The sequence below is a fragment of the Serratia sp. M24T3 genome (assembly GCF_000257645.1).
Classification (GTDB): Bacteria; Pseudomonadota; Gammaproteobacteria; order Enterobacterales; family Enterobacteriaceae; genus Rouxiella.
Genome location: NZ_AJHJ01000006.1, coordinates 176,164 through 192,592, shown reverse-complemented (window position 1 = coordinate 192,592; position 16,429 = coordinate 176,164). Strand labels below are relative to the sequence as shown.

At 51.5% G+C, this 16,429-nt stretch carries 13 protein-coding genes; 4 read left to right on the top strand and 9 right to left on the bottom strand.

The window, feature by feature from the left end; all coding sequences use genetic code 11:
* Positions 1–50 precede the first annotated feature (50 nt).
* From SPM24T3_RS07780 to SPM24T3_RS07760, 5 genes are all read right to left on the bottom strand, one after another.
* Positions 51–857 (bottom strand): SDR family oxidoreductase, encoded by an 807-nt coding sequence (locus SPM24T3_RS07780; protein ID WP_009636181.1) that lies wholly within the window; start codon positions 855–857, stop codon positions 51–53.
* A 2-nt stretch (positions 858–859) separates the two neighbouring features.
* Positions 860–2,539, bottom strand: coding sequence for a hydantoinase B/oxoprolinase family protein (locus tag SPM24T3_RS07775; RefSeq protein ID WP_009636180.1), 1,680 nt, complete (start codon positions 2,537–2,539; stop codon positions 860–862).
* Positions 2,539–4,626 carry a hydantoinase/oxoprolinase family protein gene (locus SPM24T3_RS07770; RefSeq protein WP_009636179.1) on the bottom strand — a complete coding sequence of 696 codons (2,088 nt, stop codon included), beginning with the start codon at positions 4,624–4,626 and terminating at the stop codon, positions 2,539–2,541. Before SPM24T3_RS07770 ends, SPM24T3_RS07775 begins: the two co-directional genes overlap by 1 nt.
* 50 nt (positions 4,627–4,676) lie before the next feature.
* A complete protein-coding gene (locus SPM24T3_RS07765) occupies positions 4,677–6,017 on the bottom strand; it encodes an MFS transporter (protein ID WP_009636178.1) in 1,341 nt (446 codons plus the stop codon).
* 71 nt (positions 6,018–6,088) lie between these two features.
* Positions 6,089–6,721, bottom strand: a complete 633-nt coding sequence (locus SPM24T3_RS07760; RefSeq protein WP_009636177.1) for a transferase — start codon at positions 6,719–6,721, stop codon at positions 6,089–6,091.
* A 750-nt stretch (positions 6,722–7,471) separates the two neighbouring features.
* Here SPM24T3_RS07760 and SPM24T3_RS07755 point away from each other — a divergent pair.
* A complete protein-coding gene (locus SPM24T3_RS07755; protein ID WP_009636176.1) occupies positions 7,472–8,011 on the top strand; it encodes a hypothetical protein in 540 nt (179 codons plus the stop codon).
* A 9-nt stretch (positions 8,012–8,020) separates the two neighbouring features.
* The gene (locus SPM24T3_RS07750; protein WP_369699985.1) at positions 8,021–8,524 is read left to right on the top strand and encodes an SET domain-containing protein; all 504 of its coding nucleotides are present in this window, start codon (positions 8,021–8,023) and stop codon (positions 8,522–8,524) included.
* Positions 8,525–8,816: 292 nt separating this feature from the next.
* Here the strand turns inward: SPM24T3_RS07750 and SPM24T3_RS07745 are convergent, their stop codons facing one another.
* The 4 genes from SPM24T3_RS07745 to SPM24T3_RS07730 are packed head-to-tail and all read right to left on the bottom strand — an operon-like array spanning position 8,817 to position 13,342.
* Positions 8,817–9,653 carry an ABC transporter permease gene (locus SPM24T3_RS07745; protein WP_009636174.1) on the bottom strand — a complete coding sequence of 279 codons (837 nt, stop codon included), beginning with the start codon at positions 9,651–9,653 and terminating at the stop codon, positions 8,817–8,819.
* 17 nt (positions 9,654–9,670) lie between these two features.
* Positions 9,671–10,939 (bottom strand): ABC transporter permease, encoded by a 1,269-nt coding sequence (locus SPM24T3_RS07740; protein ID WP_009636173.1) that lies wholly within the window; start codon positions 10,937–10,939, stop codon positions 9,671–9,673.
* 57 nt (positions 10,940–10,996) lie between these two features.
* A complete protein-coding gene (locus tag SPM24T3_RS07735) occupies positions 10,997–12,025 on the bottom strand; it encodes an ABC transporter substrate-binding protein (protein ID WP_009636172.1) in 1,029 nt (342 codons plus the stop codon).
* A 48-nt stretch (positions 12,026–12,073) separates the two neighbouring features.
* Entirely contained in the window at positions 12,074–13,342 is a 1,269-nt protein-coding gene (locus tag SPM24T3_RS07730) for a 4-aminobutyrate--2-oxoglutarate transaminase (RefSeq protein WP_009636171.1), read from the bottom strand.
* A gap of 135 nt (positions 13,343–13,477) precedes the next feature.
* Between SPM24T3_RS07730 and SPM24T3_RS07725 the strand changes: the two genes are divergently transcribed.
* Together SPM24T3_RS07725 and SPM24T3_RS07720 are read left to right on the top strand one after the other, a co-directional pair.
* The gene (locus SPM24T3_RS07725; RefSeq protein WP_009636170.1) at positions 13,478–14,974 is read left to right on the top strand and encodes a PLP-dependent aminotransferase family protein; all 1,497 of its coding nucleotides are present in this window, start codon (positions 13,478–13,480) and stop codon (positions 14,972–14,974) included.
* Positions 14,975–15,300: 326 nt separating this feature from the next.
* On the top strand, positions 15,301–16,386 hold the full coding sequence (locus tag SPM24T3_RS07720) for an ABC transporter ATP-binding protein (RefSeq protein WP_009636169.1): 1,086 nt from the start codon (positions 15,301–15,303) through the stop codon (positions 16,384–16,386).
* Positions 16,387–16,429: the final 43 nt, after the last annotated feature.

The window sequence follows — 16,429 nt, the reverse complement described above, 5'->3', positions numbered from 1 at the left end:
CACCTTAATTCGGGTCAATCATCAACAAGGATTTAGCGCTACGGTAACCGTCAAGAGCGTTCTCTTTCTGCCATCAGGCTTTCTGGCGCGCCCTTCCAGCGACTGACTTCGAGATCGCCGGAGATATCACGCATCACGGTCGGCGCGACGATCAGTTCCTCAATCACTGTGCGGGCCGGCAAACCAGCACACAGCAGCACCGCCTCGGCGACATCTTCCGGCTGTACCATGTTGTCGCGGATAGTCTGACTTGGCGGATTGGCGCGGTTATCCATAATCGGCGTGTTGACTTCACCTGGCAGAATGCAGGTTGAACGAATGCCGTCGTTACGGAAGGTGTTATGCAGGTAAGTCATAAAGTTGCGAACACCTGCCTTGGCCGCGCCATAGGCTGCACCGCCCAAAAGATTAGGACGCAGCGCCGCCAGCGAAGAAACAGTAATAATGGTGCCATTCTTGCTGGCCAGCATGTCTGGCAATACCGCCTGAGTCAGCAGGAACACTGCCTTGAGGTTGACATCCTGTACCTGCTGCCATTCTTCCTCTTCGATCCAGCGCGCGTTCAGCGTTTTGCTGGCACTGCCTGCATTGTTGACCAGAATATCAACCGGGCCGAGTTCAGCATTGACCCAGCTGACCAGAGCCTGAACTTCTTCTTTATTCTCGATATGCGTGGCGCAGCTCCACGCCTGACCACCCTGCCGCACAATTCCCGCAGCCACTTCATCGAGCACTGCTTTACGACGACCAACCAGTACTACCTTCGCCCCGCGAGCGGCCAGCAGTTCTGCCGAACACTTGCCGATACCACTGCCGGCACCGGTAACGATGACAACTTTTCCTTGTAAAGTATCCATGCCTAACCTCTTAAATCTTCAAGTGAAACACCGTAGTCGCGCACTGCGCCTTCTTCGGTGATATAGCCTTCCTGCAAATCAAACAGAATGGCCGCTTTGCTGCGCTCGCCAACCGGGGTTTTACCGCCGCCGCCTGGCATCTGAATAGTGACTTCATCACCGGGGAACACGTCGTGACGACCCACCGGTTTCTCCAGCGGTTTGCCGTTGATGGCAATGTAGTTTGGTGCACCCGCTTCGCCGCCGAGCACGCCCTGCGCCGGATGCTTCTGCCGTGAATAGAACATACTGTGTGAAAGCGGGAATTTGCTGGTGTTGCGGATAACCATGCGCTGGGCCACGCCGCCACGATAACGGCCAGCACCGCCGGAATCCGGCACAATAGACTTTTCGGTAAATAGCAGCGGCGTAGCGGATTCAATCAGTTCAACCGGCGTAGATGACATATTGCCCGGGAATCCGGTCACGATGCCGTCGGCGGAAGGACGCGCGCCGGTGCCGCCGTTAACGCACAGGCTTTCAACAAAGCGGCGGCCGTCGTCGAACTGCCCGGCGAATACGTCACAGGTCACTGGCGCGCTGCCTGAGTGGCCCATCACGCGCTCTGGCATAATTTCCGACAGCGCAGTAAAGATTGCGGCGTGTGCCATGTGGCCAACGCGGTTACGCATTTCTACCGCACAAGGCGGGCGCGCATTGGCGATTGAGCCGACCGGCGCAGTCACAGTAATCGATTTAAAGCAGCCTTCGTTATTCGGCAGGTTCGGTTCCAGCAAACACTTCAGCGGATACACGCTGTAGGCGTAGGTAAACGACATCGGGCAGTTGCTGCCAAACAGTGATTCGGCAGAGGAACCGGCATAGTCGATAACAATATTGCTGCCTTCAACGATAACCGCCACGTTGAGGTGAATGTCGCCCTCGTAATCGCCAATATCCACCGATGCTTCATAGCGGCCATCCGGCACGGCTTCAATCGCCTTGCGCATGGCATTTTCAGTTAGAGAATGGATCTTCTCGGCCAGCGGCTCTACCGAGGTAATTTTCAGGTCATCCATCAGGCCCAGCAGACCGTTGGCACCGATCTGATTGGCAGCCAGCATGGCGTGCAGGTCGCCTTCAACCTGGTCCGGCGAGCGAACGTTGGCCAGCAGCAGGTCGAGCAGCTGTTGGTTTACTTCACCTTCCAGCATCAGCTTGCTTGGCGGGATCAGGAACCCTTCCTCGAACATGTCACGAGACGAACCCATGTTTAGCGAGCCGCCGATATCAGACATATGCGCCGCCGAGCCGGTAAAGGCGACCAGTTTTCCATCACGGAATACCGGCGTGACGATAGTGACGTCGTTAAGGTGACCGGTTCCCAGCCAAGGGTCATTGGTTATCAGGCTATCGCCGGGCTTCAAGGTTTCAGCCGGATACTTAGCCAGCAAATGGCGCACAGTGGCCGGTAAAGTGCCGATAAACACCGGTACGCTGGTTTTCGGCTGGGCCAGAGAGTTGCCTTTGGCATCCATCAGCAGACAGGAATAGTCACCCACCTCGCGAATAATGCTGGAAAACGCCATGTTGACCAGCGTCGCGGCGGCTTCTTCAGAAATACTGACCAGACGGTCCCAGGTGATCCGCAGGCTTATCGGATCATTAAGAAAACGAAGATTGTCAGGGGTTGAGGTTGTCATTATTTCAGCTCCATCAGGATGTTGCCTTGTTCATCAAGCATGGCGGACGCACCCGGTCCGACATAAATTGCACACTCTTTTTCCTGCAATAACGCGGGTCCGGCGATCCATTCGCCAGTGACCATCAGGCTGCGCGGCACTACGCGGCAGTCACTGAAACCGCTGTCGCGACCAAGATAAACCGCCAGCGTTTTCTCCTGCGCGCCTTGGTCCGGTATGCCTTGCCTGTCGCTGGTGTTCATCAGCGGTGGCGTGGTTTGTACGCGGCCGCGCCAGTTGACCACTTCCACGCCCTGACCTTTGAGAATGCGACCAAAACGGGCAAAGTGTGCTTCTTCAAAGGCGGAAATCAGCGTGGCGACATCGCCGTTTTCGATAAAGGCGGTTGGCAGTGTTACGGTGAGTTCCGACCCCTGACCCACATAGCGCACGTCGGCGAGCTTCTGCGTGCTGGCAGTGGCCGAGTCGACATTGGCAGCGGCGAGAGTGGTAAAAGCTTCGTCGAAACCTTCAGCAAAGTTTCTGTGTACCGCCGCCATATCAATGCCTGGCTGCAAGCGGCAGCGGTCGCTGCGCACGAAGTCGGCACTTGGCGGTGCAGTCAGCAAACCAAAGGCGGAATACACCCCGGCACCGTTCGGGAAATACACTTTCTTCACCGACAGGATTTTGGCCAGCGACCAGGCATGGCTCGGACCCGCGCCGCCAAACGCCAGCATAGTCATCTGGTGCGGGCTGACGTTTTTCTCAACTGAGTGAGTGCGCAGCGCTTCAGCCATTTTGCTGTTGGCGACTTCATGGATGCCCCAGGCAGCGTCTTCAATACTCAACCCCAGCGGTTCGGCAATGCGCGAGACAGCTCTGCGCGCGGCCTCTACGTCGAGAGTCATGCGACCGCCAAGAAACGCATCGGGGTCCAGCAAGCCGAGTACCAGGTTGGCATCGGTCACGGTGGGTAGTTCACCGCCGCGGCCGTAACAGGCCGGGCCAGGATAGGCGCTGGCACTCTCGGGACCGATTTCAAGCAGGCCGAGGGAGTCAACGCGAGCGATACTGCCGCCGCCGGCACCGATTTCAATCATGTCTACCACCGGCAGTTTTACCGGCAAACCACTGCCTTTCAGCAGGCGATCGGCGCGACCGACTTCATAGTCAGTGGTAATCGAAGGTTGACCATCGCGCACCACACAGGCTTTCGCGGTGGTGCCGCCCATATCAAACGCCAGCACCTGAGCATGGCCGTTTTTACGGGCAAAGGCTGCGGTGGCTACAATGCCGCCCGCCGGACCAGATTCGATGATGCGCGTTGGGTAATCGGCAGCAACTTGCGGTGCCATCAGCCCGCCGTTGGACCCCATCACCAGCCAGTCGCAGGTAAAGCCGCCTTCGCGCAATTTATGCTCGAGACGTGCCATATAGTGTCGGGCTTTGGGCTGGACAAAGGCATTCATGGCGGTCAGCACGCCGCGATCGTATTCACGAATTTCGCGGGAAACTTTATGTGAAACCGAGATTGAGACACCCGGCAACTCGCGACTGAAAATAGCCTCGATACGATTTTCATGCTCAGGCCATGCATAAGCATGCATACACAGCACCGCGACGGCCTCATAGCCTTCAGCACGCAGCTTCGCGGCCAGAGCCACAACCTCGCCCTCCTCCAGAGGCGTGACAATGTCACCCTTGCTGGTCACGCGCTCATTGATTTCATAAGCCTGTGAGCGAGGGATCAACGGTGCCGCGGGTGCGCCGTTGAGGTCATAGATGTCGTAACGATACTCACGTCCCAGCACCAGCACGTCGCGGAAACCTTTGGTCACTACGAAGGCGGTTTTTGCGCCGCGTCTTTCCAGTAAGGCATTGATTGCCAAGGTCGTACCGTGAGTAATGGTGTGAATATCACTGGCTTCCAGCCCCGCCATTTCCACCAGCTGAGTCAGGCCGGTATAAGCACCTTCAGAAGGATCGTGCGGCGTGGTCAACGTTTTATGACGAAGCGCAACGCCTGTTTCATCGTTGAGCAGCACCAGGTCAGTAAAGGTGCCGCCAATATCAAATCCCATTCGCCATGTTGACGCGTTTTTCATAATTCCCTCGACAGATTTTCAGTAGCTCGATGAACGCATTCAGGGTTCGGTTATTCCGCACGCAGCGGCTTACCGGCTGTTTCTTTAAGAAATAAGGTGCTAATCAGGGTCAGCATGGCGGTCAAAATCACCATGTAGCTTGGGATGCTGGCAATACCGGTCAGGCCGATTAGCCAGGTCATCAGCAGCGGCGCTGAGCCACCAAAAATCACGGTAGAAAGGTTAAAACCAATACTGTAGGCGCTGTAGCGCACGTTGGTCGGGAACATTTCAGCCAGCGTGGACTGAATAACCGCGGCGTGTCCGGCAAAGGCAAAAGCCAGCAAGATGGCGGCCATGCAGGCCAGAGGCATCATGCCCAGCGTCAGCAGCCAGAAGCATGGATAGGCCAATACAGCCATGGCAATCGCCGAGGCAATTAGTAGCGGTTTACGGCCCAGACGGTCGGAAAGCCAGGCCATCATTGGAATGGCGCCGATGATGGTCAGCAGGCCGCAAGCGGTCACCATCAGGCTTTGTACCTGAGCGAAATGCATGACTTTGTTCAAATAAGTTGGCATGTATACGAACAGTACGTAGTAGCCCGGGCCGTTGACCGCAGGTAAGGTCACTGCCAGCGCGATAGCTTTCAGATGACGTTTCGAGGTCAGCACTTCGCGGATTGGATTACGTACCACTGACTTATTCTGTTTTACCATCTGGAAATGCGGGGTGTCTTGAATACGAGTACGAATGTAAACCCCAATCAGTGCCATCGGGATAGCCAGCAGGAACGGCACGCGCCATACCCAGGCTCTCATCGCTTCAGCACCGTAGATATTAATCAGGCCGCTAATCAGCAGGCTACCGAACAATAATGCAATAAATGACCCCATCACCAGCGGCGACATCACTACTGCACGGCGATGATCCTCGGCGTATTCGGCAACAAACGATCCGGCACCGGATACTTCGCCACCCGCAGAGAAACCTTGCACAATGCGTAATGAAATCAGTAACGCAGGTGCGGCCCAGCCGATGCTTTCATAGCTTGGCAGCAGGCCAATACCGGCTGTCGCCAAAGAGATGATCAATAACAGGATGGCGAGTAATTTCTGGCGGCCCATTTTATCGCCCAGGTACCCACAAATTACGCCACCAAAAGGGCGAACAACGAAGCTGACGGTAAAGCCCAGATACGTAAGCATCAGGCCTGCGTCGGTGGTGTTCATGTCGTTGGCGGAAAATACCAGCACCAGCGTGCTGACCAGCAAACCGTAAATGCCGTAATCGTACCATTCAACAAAGGAACCCACGCCGCCCGCCAGAGAGGCGCGTTTGACCACATTATTCTGTGTTGAGTCTTTTGCCGGCAAAGCGTAGTCCATCGATGCAACCTGAGATTTATTCATTGTTCTGCCCTGCTAAAGTAGTGTTGAAATCCGGCCCTTAATGCCACTGGGCCGGTCATGTGCGCTGTGATTTAGCGGTATTGGCCGGTGACTTCTGCGGTCATCTCGGCTTCACGTCGCGCCACTTCTTTGACTTTCTCCAGTACGTCTGCTGCTCTCCAGAAAGGAATGATGATGATGCCGTCCTGATCGGCAACCACAATGTCACCGGCACAGCAAACCACGCCGCCGATGGCCACTGGTTCACCAATCACGCCCGGACCATTCTTGTAAGGCCCTGCAGGACTCGTGCCACGAGAGAAGGTTGGAAACGCGGTTGATTCAATAATTTTCTTGTCACGCACCGCACCGTCGATAACTTGCCCACGAGCGCCGGCATTTTGAAAACGCTGAGTTAACTGCTCGCCAACCAGTGCGCGATCAACATGCCCCATGCCATTAATCATCATCACATCGCCCTCTTCGATGTAGTCCAGGGCAATGATCACCGCCGCGTTGTCTCCCGCGGTTACCTGAACCGGAAAGGCAAAGCCGGTGAAAGCGCTGTCGGCGGTCAATGGAATAATGCCGGCATCACACATGCTCAATCGCTCCATCGCGTCACCAATATTGGCAACCGGGAAAGGAGCAAAAGCATCAAGCCACTCTCTTGACGGGCGCTTCCAACGTTCTGCAATACGAACTTCTGCGGTTTCTAATGCCATTTTCTCAGACCTTCTGTAGGGATTAAAAATGAAAAACAATTATCGAATGAGAATGTTTTATCATTTTAAAAATTAAATGTTCAATGTTTTTTTTCTAAACCAAACGGTCAAATCAGTCGAACTTTAATTATTATGAGGCTCTAAATATATCGCGCATTGAAATTTAAAAAACCTTTAAAATCATTAGTTTATATAATTTTATGAGTGCTTGTTTTGTGATGTAGATAACATTATTAATGGCCAAAATCTTTTCCATTCAATTTTCTTATGACCTCAGCAGAATAATACAAATTTAATTGTTTGTTTTGGTGCAAAATAACCATAAGGAATCAGCATTCGCACCAATAAAGGGCGGATGGTTTTAAGGGGATTTTTAACAGATTGAATAACGCCATATAGCAGGGGTAACGGATTTTATTATTTGTGGCATAGCGCACAAAATTGGTGCATGGCCGTGCGAGGTATCAAACGAGCAAGAACGAGAAAAAGAAATCTAAAAGTTGCTGATAGAGGCAACGGCTTGCGTGTGAAGACGGCCGGTCTCGCATTTGTCTTTCTTGCATACCCTCGCTCCTCTCCAGTTCACATTATCTGACAATCAAATATATCTCCCAGACCCGTCTATAAAACTGATTTTGGCGTATCTTCGACCCTCCTCTCAATTTGGCACAATAATCAATAAAGTCATATTTAAAAAGAGTATCCTGCTTTCAACATCCATTGATTAATTCGTTAAAGGAAAAAGCACTGATGCCTATATCTATAGAAGCCGTGAAAGAAAGCACCTTAATAATAAATGAAAATAATTCAAATACAAAAAACTTGAATACACTGAAGTTCGAAAGTGTCAGCAACACCTTATTGGAGCTTGCTAGTCAACCAAATAAAAAGACACTTAACGACGGTGCCAAAGGGGCATTACCTGAAACCTCAGCGTTTAAAAACGGGCCTGAAGATCATCAATTGAGAAATAGAATATCCATTGTAGAATGCCCAAAAGTATTAATTAATGATGAAAAAGAAAAAATAAATGATAGCTTTTCTGAAACTATACGAAACGCGACTTCCGCTACATTAATTCATAAACTAAAAAATTCCACCCTCCCTGAAACGCTTTCCCTTGATGATAATAATAAATTACGTTCTTTATTGACAAAATATAATCCTGATACGTTAACAACATCGCCACTTATAGATGTACAAGGGAAACCAGTAGAAATTGAAACAACTGGACAATGTTGGATTTCCGATGGCATGGACGATGGTAAATCATTGTTTTATCACTCATAAGCAAAAGAAATCATCGATGATTATCAAACTCACAAGAAATGGATACAATCAAATTTATGCGTAAGAACCATTAAAGAAGAAGATGTTCCTGCTCATGAAAGTGTACTTATTGGCCAGGAAGGCGTTTTTGCTCTTAATGATATCAAAAGTAATACCACAGTCTTTCTTTTCGGCGGAATGCTTCTGGACGAAAAAATAGATATAGAAAACGATGAAAAAATTAGAAAACTGGTAGATTGCGACAAATACTACAACCGTAAAGCCTCATGCAACGATGATAATAGTTGTGTTATTGAGGCGATGGATATCTCCATGAAGATGAATACAGCAACACAAAAAGGAAAATATGGAATATCTAAAGATCCTGAAAGGAATAATTTACATTGTTATAATATCCGCGTCCAACGTTCATCGGACCAAAAACCACTGCAAATCATGGCTTTTTTTCCATTGAGAAACATAAAGTCGGGTGAGCAACTTTGCTTTGATTATGATATACACTCTGGAAGATAAAAATAGAGACAAACGAAATCTTGGTGAGGGAGTAGCTAACCTTATATGAAACTAAAAATATCTTTAGATTAAACTAATAAGTGCAACACGTTCAGCAATAAACTCCCCTTGGTGTTGCACTTATTATATTAACCCCGATCTGAATAATAACTTTATAAAACATTTTTCTATGCTAGACCATGAGCTCAGGCACCTATTTATAGGTTAGGTACGTACTTAAGCATTGTACGCGTATTAAAAAAACAGACAAAATATGAAGCAAAAAAAGAGGACCATCTGGCCCTCCTGGTTTTTAATGCGCTGGCATAGACTGCCTGAGACGCTCGCCGCGACGGCGTAATAGCTCCATCACGATCAAAAGGATAAGCGAGGCAGCAATCATAATTGACGCAGCGGCGGCAATAGTCGGATCGAGGTTTTCGCGAATCCCTGCAAACATCTGAATCGGCAAGGTGCGCTGGCCGGGGCTTGATAGGAACAGCGTCACGACGACTTCATCGAAAGAGGCCGCAAAAGCAAACAGCGCCCCAGAAAACACCCCCGGCCCAATCAGCGGCAAGGTTACCGTGCGGAAGGTATACCATGGATTTGCACCAAGATTGGCTGCCGCGCGAGACAGATTCTTGTCATAGCTTTTTAATACCGCCGTGACGGTGACTACGACAAAAGGCACGCCCAGCAAGGCGTGTGCCAATACCAGGCCGACATAGCTGTTTAACAGCGACACTCGGGCAAAGAAGAAGAACATCCCAACGGCGATGATCACAACCGGTGCAATCATGGGCGAAATAATGATGGCCATCACCACTGATTTTCCGCGAAATTCGCCGCGTACCAGCCCCATCGAGGCCAACACTCCCAGCACGGTGGCCAGTAAAGTCGCCAACGGTGCAATTAAGAGGCTGTTGCCCAGTGAGCCTAACCATTCACTGGAATGGAAAAAGTTCTGATACCAGCGCATTGAAAAACCGCTCAGCGGATAGCTAAGAAATGAGCTGGAATTGAAAGACAGCGGCACAATGACCAAAATCGGGATAATCAGGAACAGCAAAGTCGCCCAGCTATAGCAGTTAAAGGCCCAGCGCCACAGTCGCAGTAAGGTCGAACCCTGGGTTTTATGAGTCGTCATGGTTTAGCTCCTTACAATTAGTGGGCCGCAGCTTCGGCTTTGGTGCGCGTTACGCGGGCATAAACCACATAAAGCAGGATAACGATTACCAGCAACTGTGTGCCCAGCGCCGCAGCCATTCCCCAGTTCATCGTGGTGTTGGTAAAGTAGGCAACAAAATAGCTGACCATTTGATCGCCCGGTCCGCCCAGTAATGCAGGCGTAATGTAGTAACCAATCGCCATCATAAATACCAGCAGCGCGCCTGCGGTGAAGCCTGCGTAGGTTTGCGGCACATAAACTCGCCAAAACGCGCTGAAAGGATGTGCGCCCAGTGAAATAGCGGCACGAACATAACCGGGTGAAATGCCTTTCATCACTGCATATAAAGGAAGAACAATAAATGGCAGCATGATGTGAGTCATCGAGATATAAACGCCGAGTCGATTAAACACCAATACCAGCGGGTGGTCGATAATACCGGTTGCCATCAGACTGCGGTTAATCAGGCCGCCGGACTGCAACAGCACAATCCAGCTGGCGGTACGCACGATAAGCGAGGTCCAAAACGGCAGCAGTACCATAATCATCAACAGGTTGGCGCGCCCTGCTGGTTGTTTTGCCAACCAGTAAGCCAATGGATAACCCAGTAAAACGCAGAACACGGTCACCACCAGCGCCATCCACAGCGTTCGCAGCAGCACATCGACATACAGAGCCTGACCCGCCGGTAAAGCCTGAATCTTGCCGGTGTCGATATTAACTTTGCGGTCAAAGGACGCCAGCAGGTAATAAGAAGTCCACGGTTTTGCCGCCCGTTGCAGGCTTTGCCATGTGCCGAGCTGCCCCCACAGTGGCATGGTTGCAATCAGCTTTTCTTTCACGGCAACACTGCCCGCAGGGGCGTGGCGCAAGGTGCTCAAAATCAGGCTGCTATAACTGTCGTCTTCGTAGCTCAGACGTTTGGCGACGGAAAACAGTTTGCCGCTGTTGCGCGCCTCACGCAGGTCGGCAACCAGAGCCGAAAATGTTGCCTCATCGGGTACCGATTTACCGTCCCAGTGCGCGAGTTTGCTCACCGTTTCCGGCATTGCCTGCCCGATTTCCGGGTTCTGGACGCTTTTCATCAAGATTGAGGCGATGGGGAAAATAAAACTGACCACCACAAACAGCAGCAGCGGCGCAATCAGCAGCAGCGATCGCCGCGTGTAGGCTGATTGCACCTTGCGCAGCTGCTGGCGCAGCGTTGCGTTGTCAATCGCGCTGGGCTCGGTAAGTGAACGGGGCAACATTTCGGTCTGGCTCATGGCATTCTTCCTGCTTTTTCTATTGATCGTTATCGGCTTTCTCTGTGCGCTCAACGATTATCGCGATGCCCAGGCATTGAAGCGCTGTTCAAGATCTTCACCGTGATCGACCCAGAACTGAGTGTTTACCGGGATAGCATCAGCCATGTTTTGCGGCGCAGTAGGTAAATCAACCGCGTCTTTCGCATCAATCATGCTGGTGGCTGATTTCTCCGTCGGGCCATAAGGGATGTTTTCAGCATAAACCTTCTGATTTTCAGGCTTGTTGGCAAACGCGATAAACTGTTCGGCCAACGCTTTGTGTTTAGAACCTTTTACGATTGCCCAATTATCAAGATCATAGAGGCTATCGTTCCAGACCATTTTGAAATCGTGGCCTTCTTTGTTCGCAGCGCTAACGCGGCCGTTATAGGCCGAGGACATCACCACGTCGCCAGATACCAGCCACTGCAAAGGCTGCGCGCCAGATTCCCACCACTGGATATACGGTTTAAGCTGATCAAGCTTTTTGAACGCGCGATCAACACCCTGTGGCGTTGCCAATACTTTATAAACGTCTTCACGTTTTACCCCGTCGGCCAGCAAAGCAATTTCCAGCGTGTATTTGGCGCTTTTACGCAGCCCGCGCTTGCCCGGAAATTCTTTCACATTCCAAAAATCCGCCCAGCTGGTCGGCGCTTTTGACAACTTCTTCGCATCGTAGGTCAACACGGTTGACCAGACGAAAATCCCGGCACCACATTCGGTAACCGCAGAAGGCAAATAGTTGTTTTTATCGCCCAGCTTGCTCCAGTCCAGCGGTTCAAAAAGCCCTTCATCACAACCGCGAACCAGTTCCGGGCCTTCGACTTCGACCACGTCCCAACCAACCTGACCGGTTTGAACCATCGCCCTGATGCGCGCCATCTCGCCGTTATATTCGCCAGAGTCGATAGTGCCCAGTCTGGCGGCTTCAAACGGTTTATAAAATGCCTTGTCTTGCGCGTCTTTGTTGGTGCCGCCAAAGGAAACCACGGTCAGCGTTTCGGCCTGAGCCTGAAACACCAATCCGGCAAGCAGTGTGGTCAATGCAATTTTTTTGAACATGCTGTGACTCCTGAAATTGAAAAGAGAAAAGTGATCATTTAATTTTGGTTATGATTTTAAAGCCTGAGCCAAGATTTCCAGCGCCTGCTTGAACTGTGCATTGGGGATAGTCAGTGGATACAGGAAACGGATCACATTGCCGTGAATGCCACAGCTGAGTAGCATTAAACCGGCATCGAGCGCCTTGCGCTGCACCAAACGGGTAAACTCGGCATCGGGTTTTTGAGTAGCCGGATCGTCAAATTCCACCGCGACCATCGAACCGCGCATGCGGATATCGGCAATCGCCGGGCAGTGAATCCTTGACTGTTGCAACACTTCGACCAACTCGGCACCCAGCGTTTGCGCCCGACAGCACAGCTGCTCTTGCTCGATGATATCCAGCACCGCCAGCGAAGCCGCCACCGCCAAAGGGTTACCGGCGTAAGTTCCGCCCAGACCGCCTGGTTCAGGCGCATCCATGATTTCAGCGCGTCCGGTAACGCCGGAAATCGGTAATCCGCCACCGAGACTTTTAGCCATGGTTATCAAGTCTGCTTTCGCCTGCGGGTAATATTCCATAGCAAACATTTTGCCAGTACGCGCAAAACCGCTTTGCACTTCGTCGGCAACCAGCAAGATGCCATGACGGTCGCACAACGCGCGCAGGCCATTAACAAATGCTTCTGGTGCGATATTAAAACCGCCCTCGCCCTGAATTGGCTCGAAAACGATCGCCGCAACATCCTGCGGGCTGATATCGCTGCGGAATAAATACTCAATGCTTTCAAGGGATTCTTCTACGCTGATGCCCTGTTGCGCATTAGGATAGCGCGCATGGAAAACTGAGCCAGGGAAAGGCCCGAAGCCCTTTTTGTACGGTAAAACCTTACCGGTCAGCGCCATGGTTAACAAAGTACGGCCGTGAAATGCGCCAGAGAATGTGATAATTCCAGGGCGACCGGTGGCAGCACGAGCAATTTTTACCGCGTTTTCAACGGCTTCGGCACCGGTAGTGAAAAACGTCGTTTTAGCCGCACCCTGTACGGGAGCCAACGCATTGATACGCTCGGCGAGGGTAATGTAGCTCGCGTAAGGTACCACTTGATAAGCCGTATGGGTGAAAGCGGCCAGCTGCTTTTGCACGGCTGCCACGACTTGAGGATGGCGATGGCCGGTATTTAACACCGCAATCCCGGCGGTAAAATCAATAAACTCGCGCCCTTGCTCATCCCACAGCGTGGCGTTTTCCGCTTTGCTGGCGTAGAAGTCATACATCACTGATACGCCACGCGGCGTCGCGGCTTTACGGCGTTGTTCTAATTCGTTGTGATCCATTTTTACTCCGGCTCATCTGTGCGTTAAATCATTCAATGATTAAAAAACCAATACGGCATCAATCTTCCTCCTTGCTTTTTAGCGCTAAACCGGTTCTATAATCCAGAGCCAGTTTCATTTATTTTGAGGTACCAATTGAGATCGCTACTTTCAGATTTGATTTTGCATCGGCTTGACTCTGCCACCGGAAGCAACCTCAACAAGCGGCTGTACCAGTCACTGAGGACCGCAATCCTTGATGCCAGCATCTCGCCGAGCAGCAGATTGCCCGCCAGCCGAGATTTGGCCAAGGAGCTGGGCATTTCGCGCAATACCGTGCTCGCAGCCTACGAACAGTTGCAGGCCGAAGGATATATTCAAACCCGGACCGGCAGTGGCACCTTCGTCAATGCAGATTTACCGGAGGACGGGATCCGCTCTGACGCCTCGCGCCCGGCCAAAATGCCAGTTCGCGGCATGGTGCAGCTGTCAAAACGCGGGACACGCCTGCTGGGTCGCACCGGAGCCGCACCGCACCAGTGGGGCGCGTTTATGCCCGGCGTACCGGACGTCACGCGTTTTCCCCATGACATCTGGCGCAAACTGCAAAACCGTTTAAATCGAAAATTGGACCCGCAGTTTCTGACCTATTCCCGTCACGGTGGTTGTTTGCCGCTGCAACAGGTGCTGACGGATTATCTGCGTATTGCGCGCTCGGTAAGCTGCACGCCGGAGCAGATTTTGATCACCGCAGGGACTCACGAGGCAATAGATTTATTGGCCAAAGTGCTTTGCGATCAGGGTGATACTGCGTGGATTGAGGAACCGAGTTATTGGGGGATCCGTAATATTCTCTCCATCAACGGCCTTGAGATGAAGCCGATTGGCGTTGACGAAAATGGCATGGATCCGCCTGACATCGAGCAGGACGAGACGCCGCCGCGAATCATTTGCGTGACGCCCTCCCACCAGTATCCGCTGGGATCGGTGATGAGCCTGGCCAGACGTCAGCGTATTTTGTCACTGGCGGTGCAACACGGCAGCTGGATTATCGAGGATGACTACGACAGCGAATTCCGCTATTCCGGCAGCCCGATCCCTGCACTGCAAGGCCTGCTGCCCGATGCGCCGGTAATTTACATCGGTACTTTCAGCAAAACGCTGTATCCCGGAATGCGCATCAGCTACGTGGTGTTACCGCGCGCGCTGGCGGCAAAACTGAAGATTGCTCATTCCGAACTGTATCGCGGCGGCAACGGATTAGCCCAGTTGACTCTGGCCGAGTTTATTCGTGAAGGCCATTACGGCGCACATATTCGCCGCATGCGTTTGGCCTACGGAAAGCGACGAAACGCGCTGGCGAGGATGATTGAACAGGAGTTGGGGAAAGAATTTTTATGTGAATACAGTAACGCAGGTCTGCACCTGATTTTATCGTTGCCAGACTCAATTGACGACGTTGCCCTGAGTGCGGAGCTGGAGCAAAAAGGCGTGCTAACCCGAGCATTATCAGCGTACTACATGCGCAACACTCAACGCAGAGGCCTGATTTTGGGGTACGGATGCGTTGAGCTTCCGCGCATGGAATCGGCGTTCGCCGTGCTTGTCTCATGCCTGAAAAGCGCCCTGAAATCCCAACTTAGAGCAGGTTGAAAGTTTATGGTGCAACAGCGGTCAAAGGGTTTCTACGACTCTTTGGCCGAAACTGCCAGCCGCTAAAAAGTTGCAGAATAATAAAAAAGACAATAGAAAACATTAACCTGCGAGCTTCCTCTCAGGTTTTAAATTTGTCAAAAAAAACTTGCCAGAACACTTTTCCAGATGGTACTGATTTTAAATAGCGCCAACTTGAGGTGTTCGATAGCACCCAACATGCATGAATCATGCCGATATCAATCGCCAGGTTGCAGAGCAAATAGAGCAAATTTTGCCGGATGGATAAATCCAACGGGACAAGTCATTAAGCGGGAGTGAAGTTGATGCAGAGCTACGTAAGTTTTAAAAATATTGTCAAGAGCTACGACGGTGAAAAACGGGTGGTTAAAAACCTCAATCTCGAGGTTCACGAGGGGGAATTTTTAACCCTGCTCGGCCCTTCTGGTTCAGGCAAAACCACGAGTCTGATGATGCTGGCAGGGTTTGAAACGCCGACCCAGGGAGAGATTTTATTGCGTGGCAAACCGCTGCACAATCTCCCGCCGCATCAAAGAGATATCGGCATGGTTTTCCAAAACTATGCCCTTTTTCCGCACATGACCGTCGCAGAAAACTTGGCTTTCCCGCTTAAGATTCGCCGTCTCAGCAAGGCAGATATCCGCGCCAAAGTGGAACGCATATTGGATATCGTAAAACTTAAACCCTTGGCCGATCGCTACCCCGCGCAAATGTCCGGCGGCCAGCAACAGCGAGTTGCCTTGGCTCGCGCACTGGTGTTTGAGCCAAAACTGGTGTTGATGGATGAACCACTGGGTGCATTGGACAAGCAGCTTCGTGAACATATGCAGATGGAAATCAAACAGTTACATGAGATGCTGAACTTGACTATCGTTTACGTAACACACGATCAAAGTGAGGCGATGACCATGTCAGATCGCGTAGCGGTGTTTAACGATGGAATCATTCAGCAACTTGACACGCCGAGCAAGATTTACGAGCAGCCCACTAATTCGTTTGTTGCACAGTTTATCGGCGAAAATAATAGCTTGCTGGCAACTAACGTTAAGGCCGAGGGCGATTATTACAGCACCTCTTTGGACGATGGCACCCTGCTCTCCTCCCTGAAAGTACGCCCTAGCTCGCCGGGCAAAAAAATCATGCTGTGCATTCGCCCTGAACATATCAGCGTCAATAATCCGACTGTGGGATGTGAAAAAGTCAGCGCGCGGATCCAGCAGTTTGTCTATCTCGGCGATCACGTGCGTATGCTGACTGAAGTTGCCGGGCAAGGTAATTTTATGGTGAAAATGCCGGCCACTCAGGTTCAACCTGGCTGGAAAGCGGGTAGCGAAGTGATGCTGTCATGGCAGCCACAAAATCTGAAAGCTTTGGACGTGGTGGCGCACTAATTCGTTGCTCGCAGGGGCTTGGGCCCGTGTAGACGCTATGCAC

Coding starts and splice junctions, on each gene's coding strand:
- SPM24T3_RS07780 (WP_009636181.1), bottom strand. CDS start 857: ATGGATACTTTACAAGGAAAAGTTGTCATCGTTACCGGTGCCGGCAGT.
- SPM24T3_RS07775 (WP_009636180.1), bottom strand. CDS start 2,539: ATGACAACCTCAACCCCTGACAATCTTCGTTTTCTTAATGATCCGATA.
- SPM24T3_RS07770 (WP_009636179.1), bottom strand. CDS start 4,626: ATGAAAAACGCGTCAACATGGCGAATGGGATTTGATATTGGCGGCACC.
- SPM24T3_RS07765 (WP_009636178.1), bottom strand. CDS start 6,017: ATGAATAAATCTCAGGTTGCATCGATGGACTACGCTTTGCCGGCAAAA.
- SPM24T3_RS07760 (WP_009636177.1), bottom strand. CDS start 6,721: ATGGCATTAGAAACCGCAGAAGTTCGTATTGCAGAACGTTGGAAGCGC.
- SPM24T3_RS07755 (WP_009636176.1), top strand. CDS start 7,472: ATGCCTATATCTATAGAAGCCGTGAAAGAAAGCACCTTAATAATAAAT.
- SPM24T3_RS07745 (WP_009636174.1), bottom strand. CDS start 9,653: ATGACGACTCATAAAACCCAGGGTTCGACCTTACTGCGACTGTGGCGC.
- SPM24T3_RS07740 (WP_009636173.1), bottom strand. CDS start 10,939: ATGAGCCAGACCGAAATGTTGCCCCGTTCACTTACCGAGCCCAGCGCG.
- SPM24T3_RS07735 (WP_009636172.1), bottom strand. CDS start 12,025: ATGTTCAAAAAAATTGCATTGACCACACTGCTTGCCGGATTGGTGTTT.
- SPM24T3_RS07730 (WP_009636171.1), bottom strand. CDS start 13,342: ATGGATCACAACGAATTAGAACAACGCCGTAAAGCCGCGACGCCGCGT.
- SPM24T3_RS07720 (WP_009636169.1), top strand. CDS start 15,301: ATGCAGAGCTACGTAAGTTTTAAAAATATTGTCAAGAGCTACGACGGT.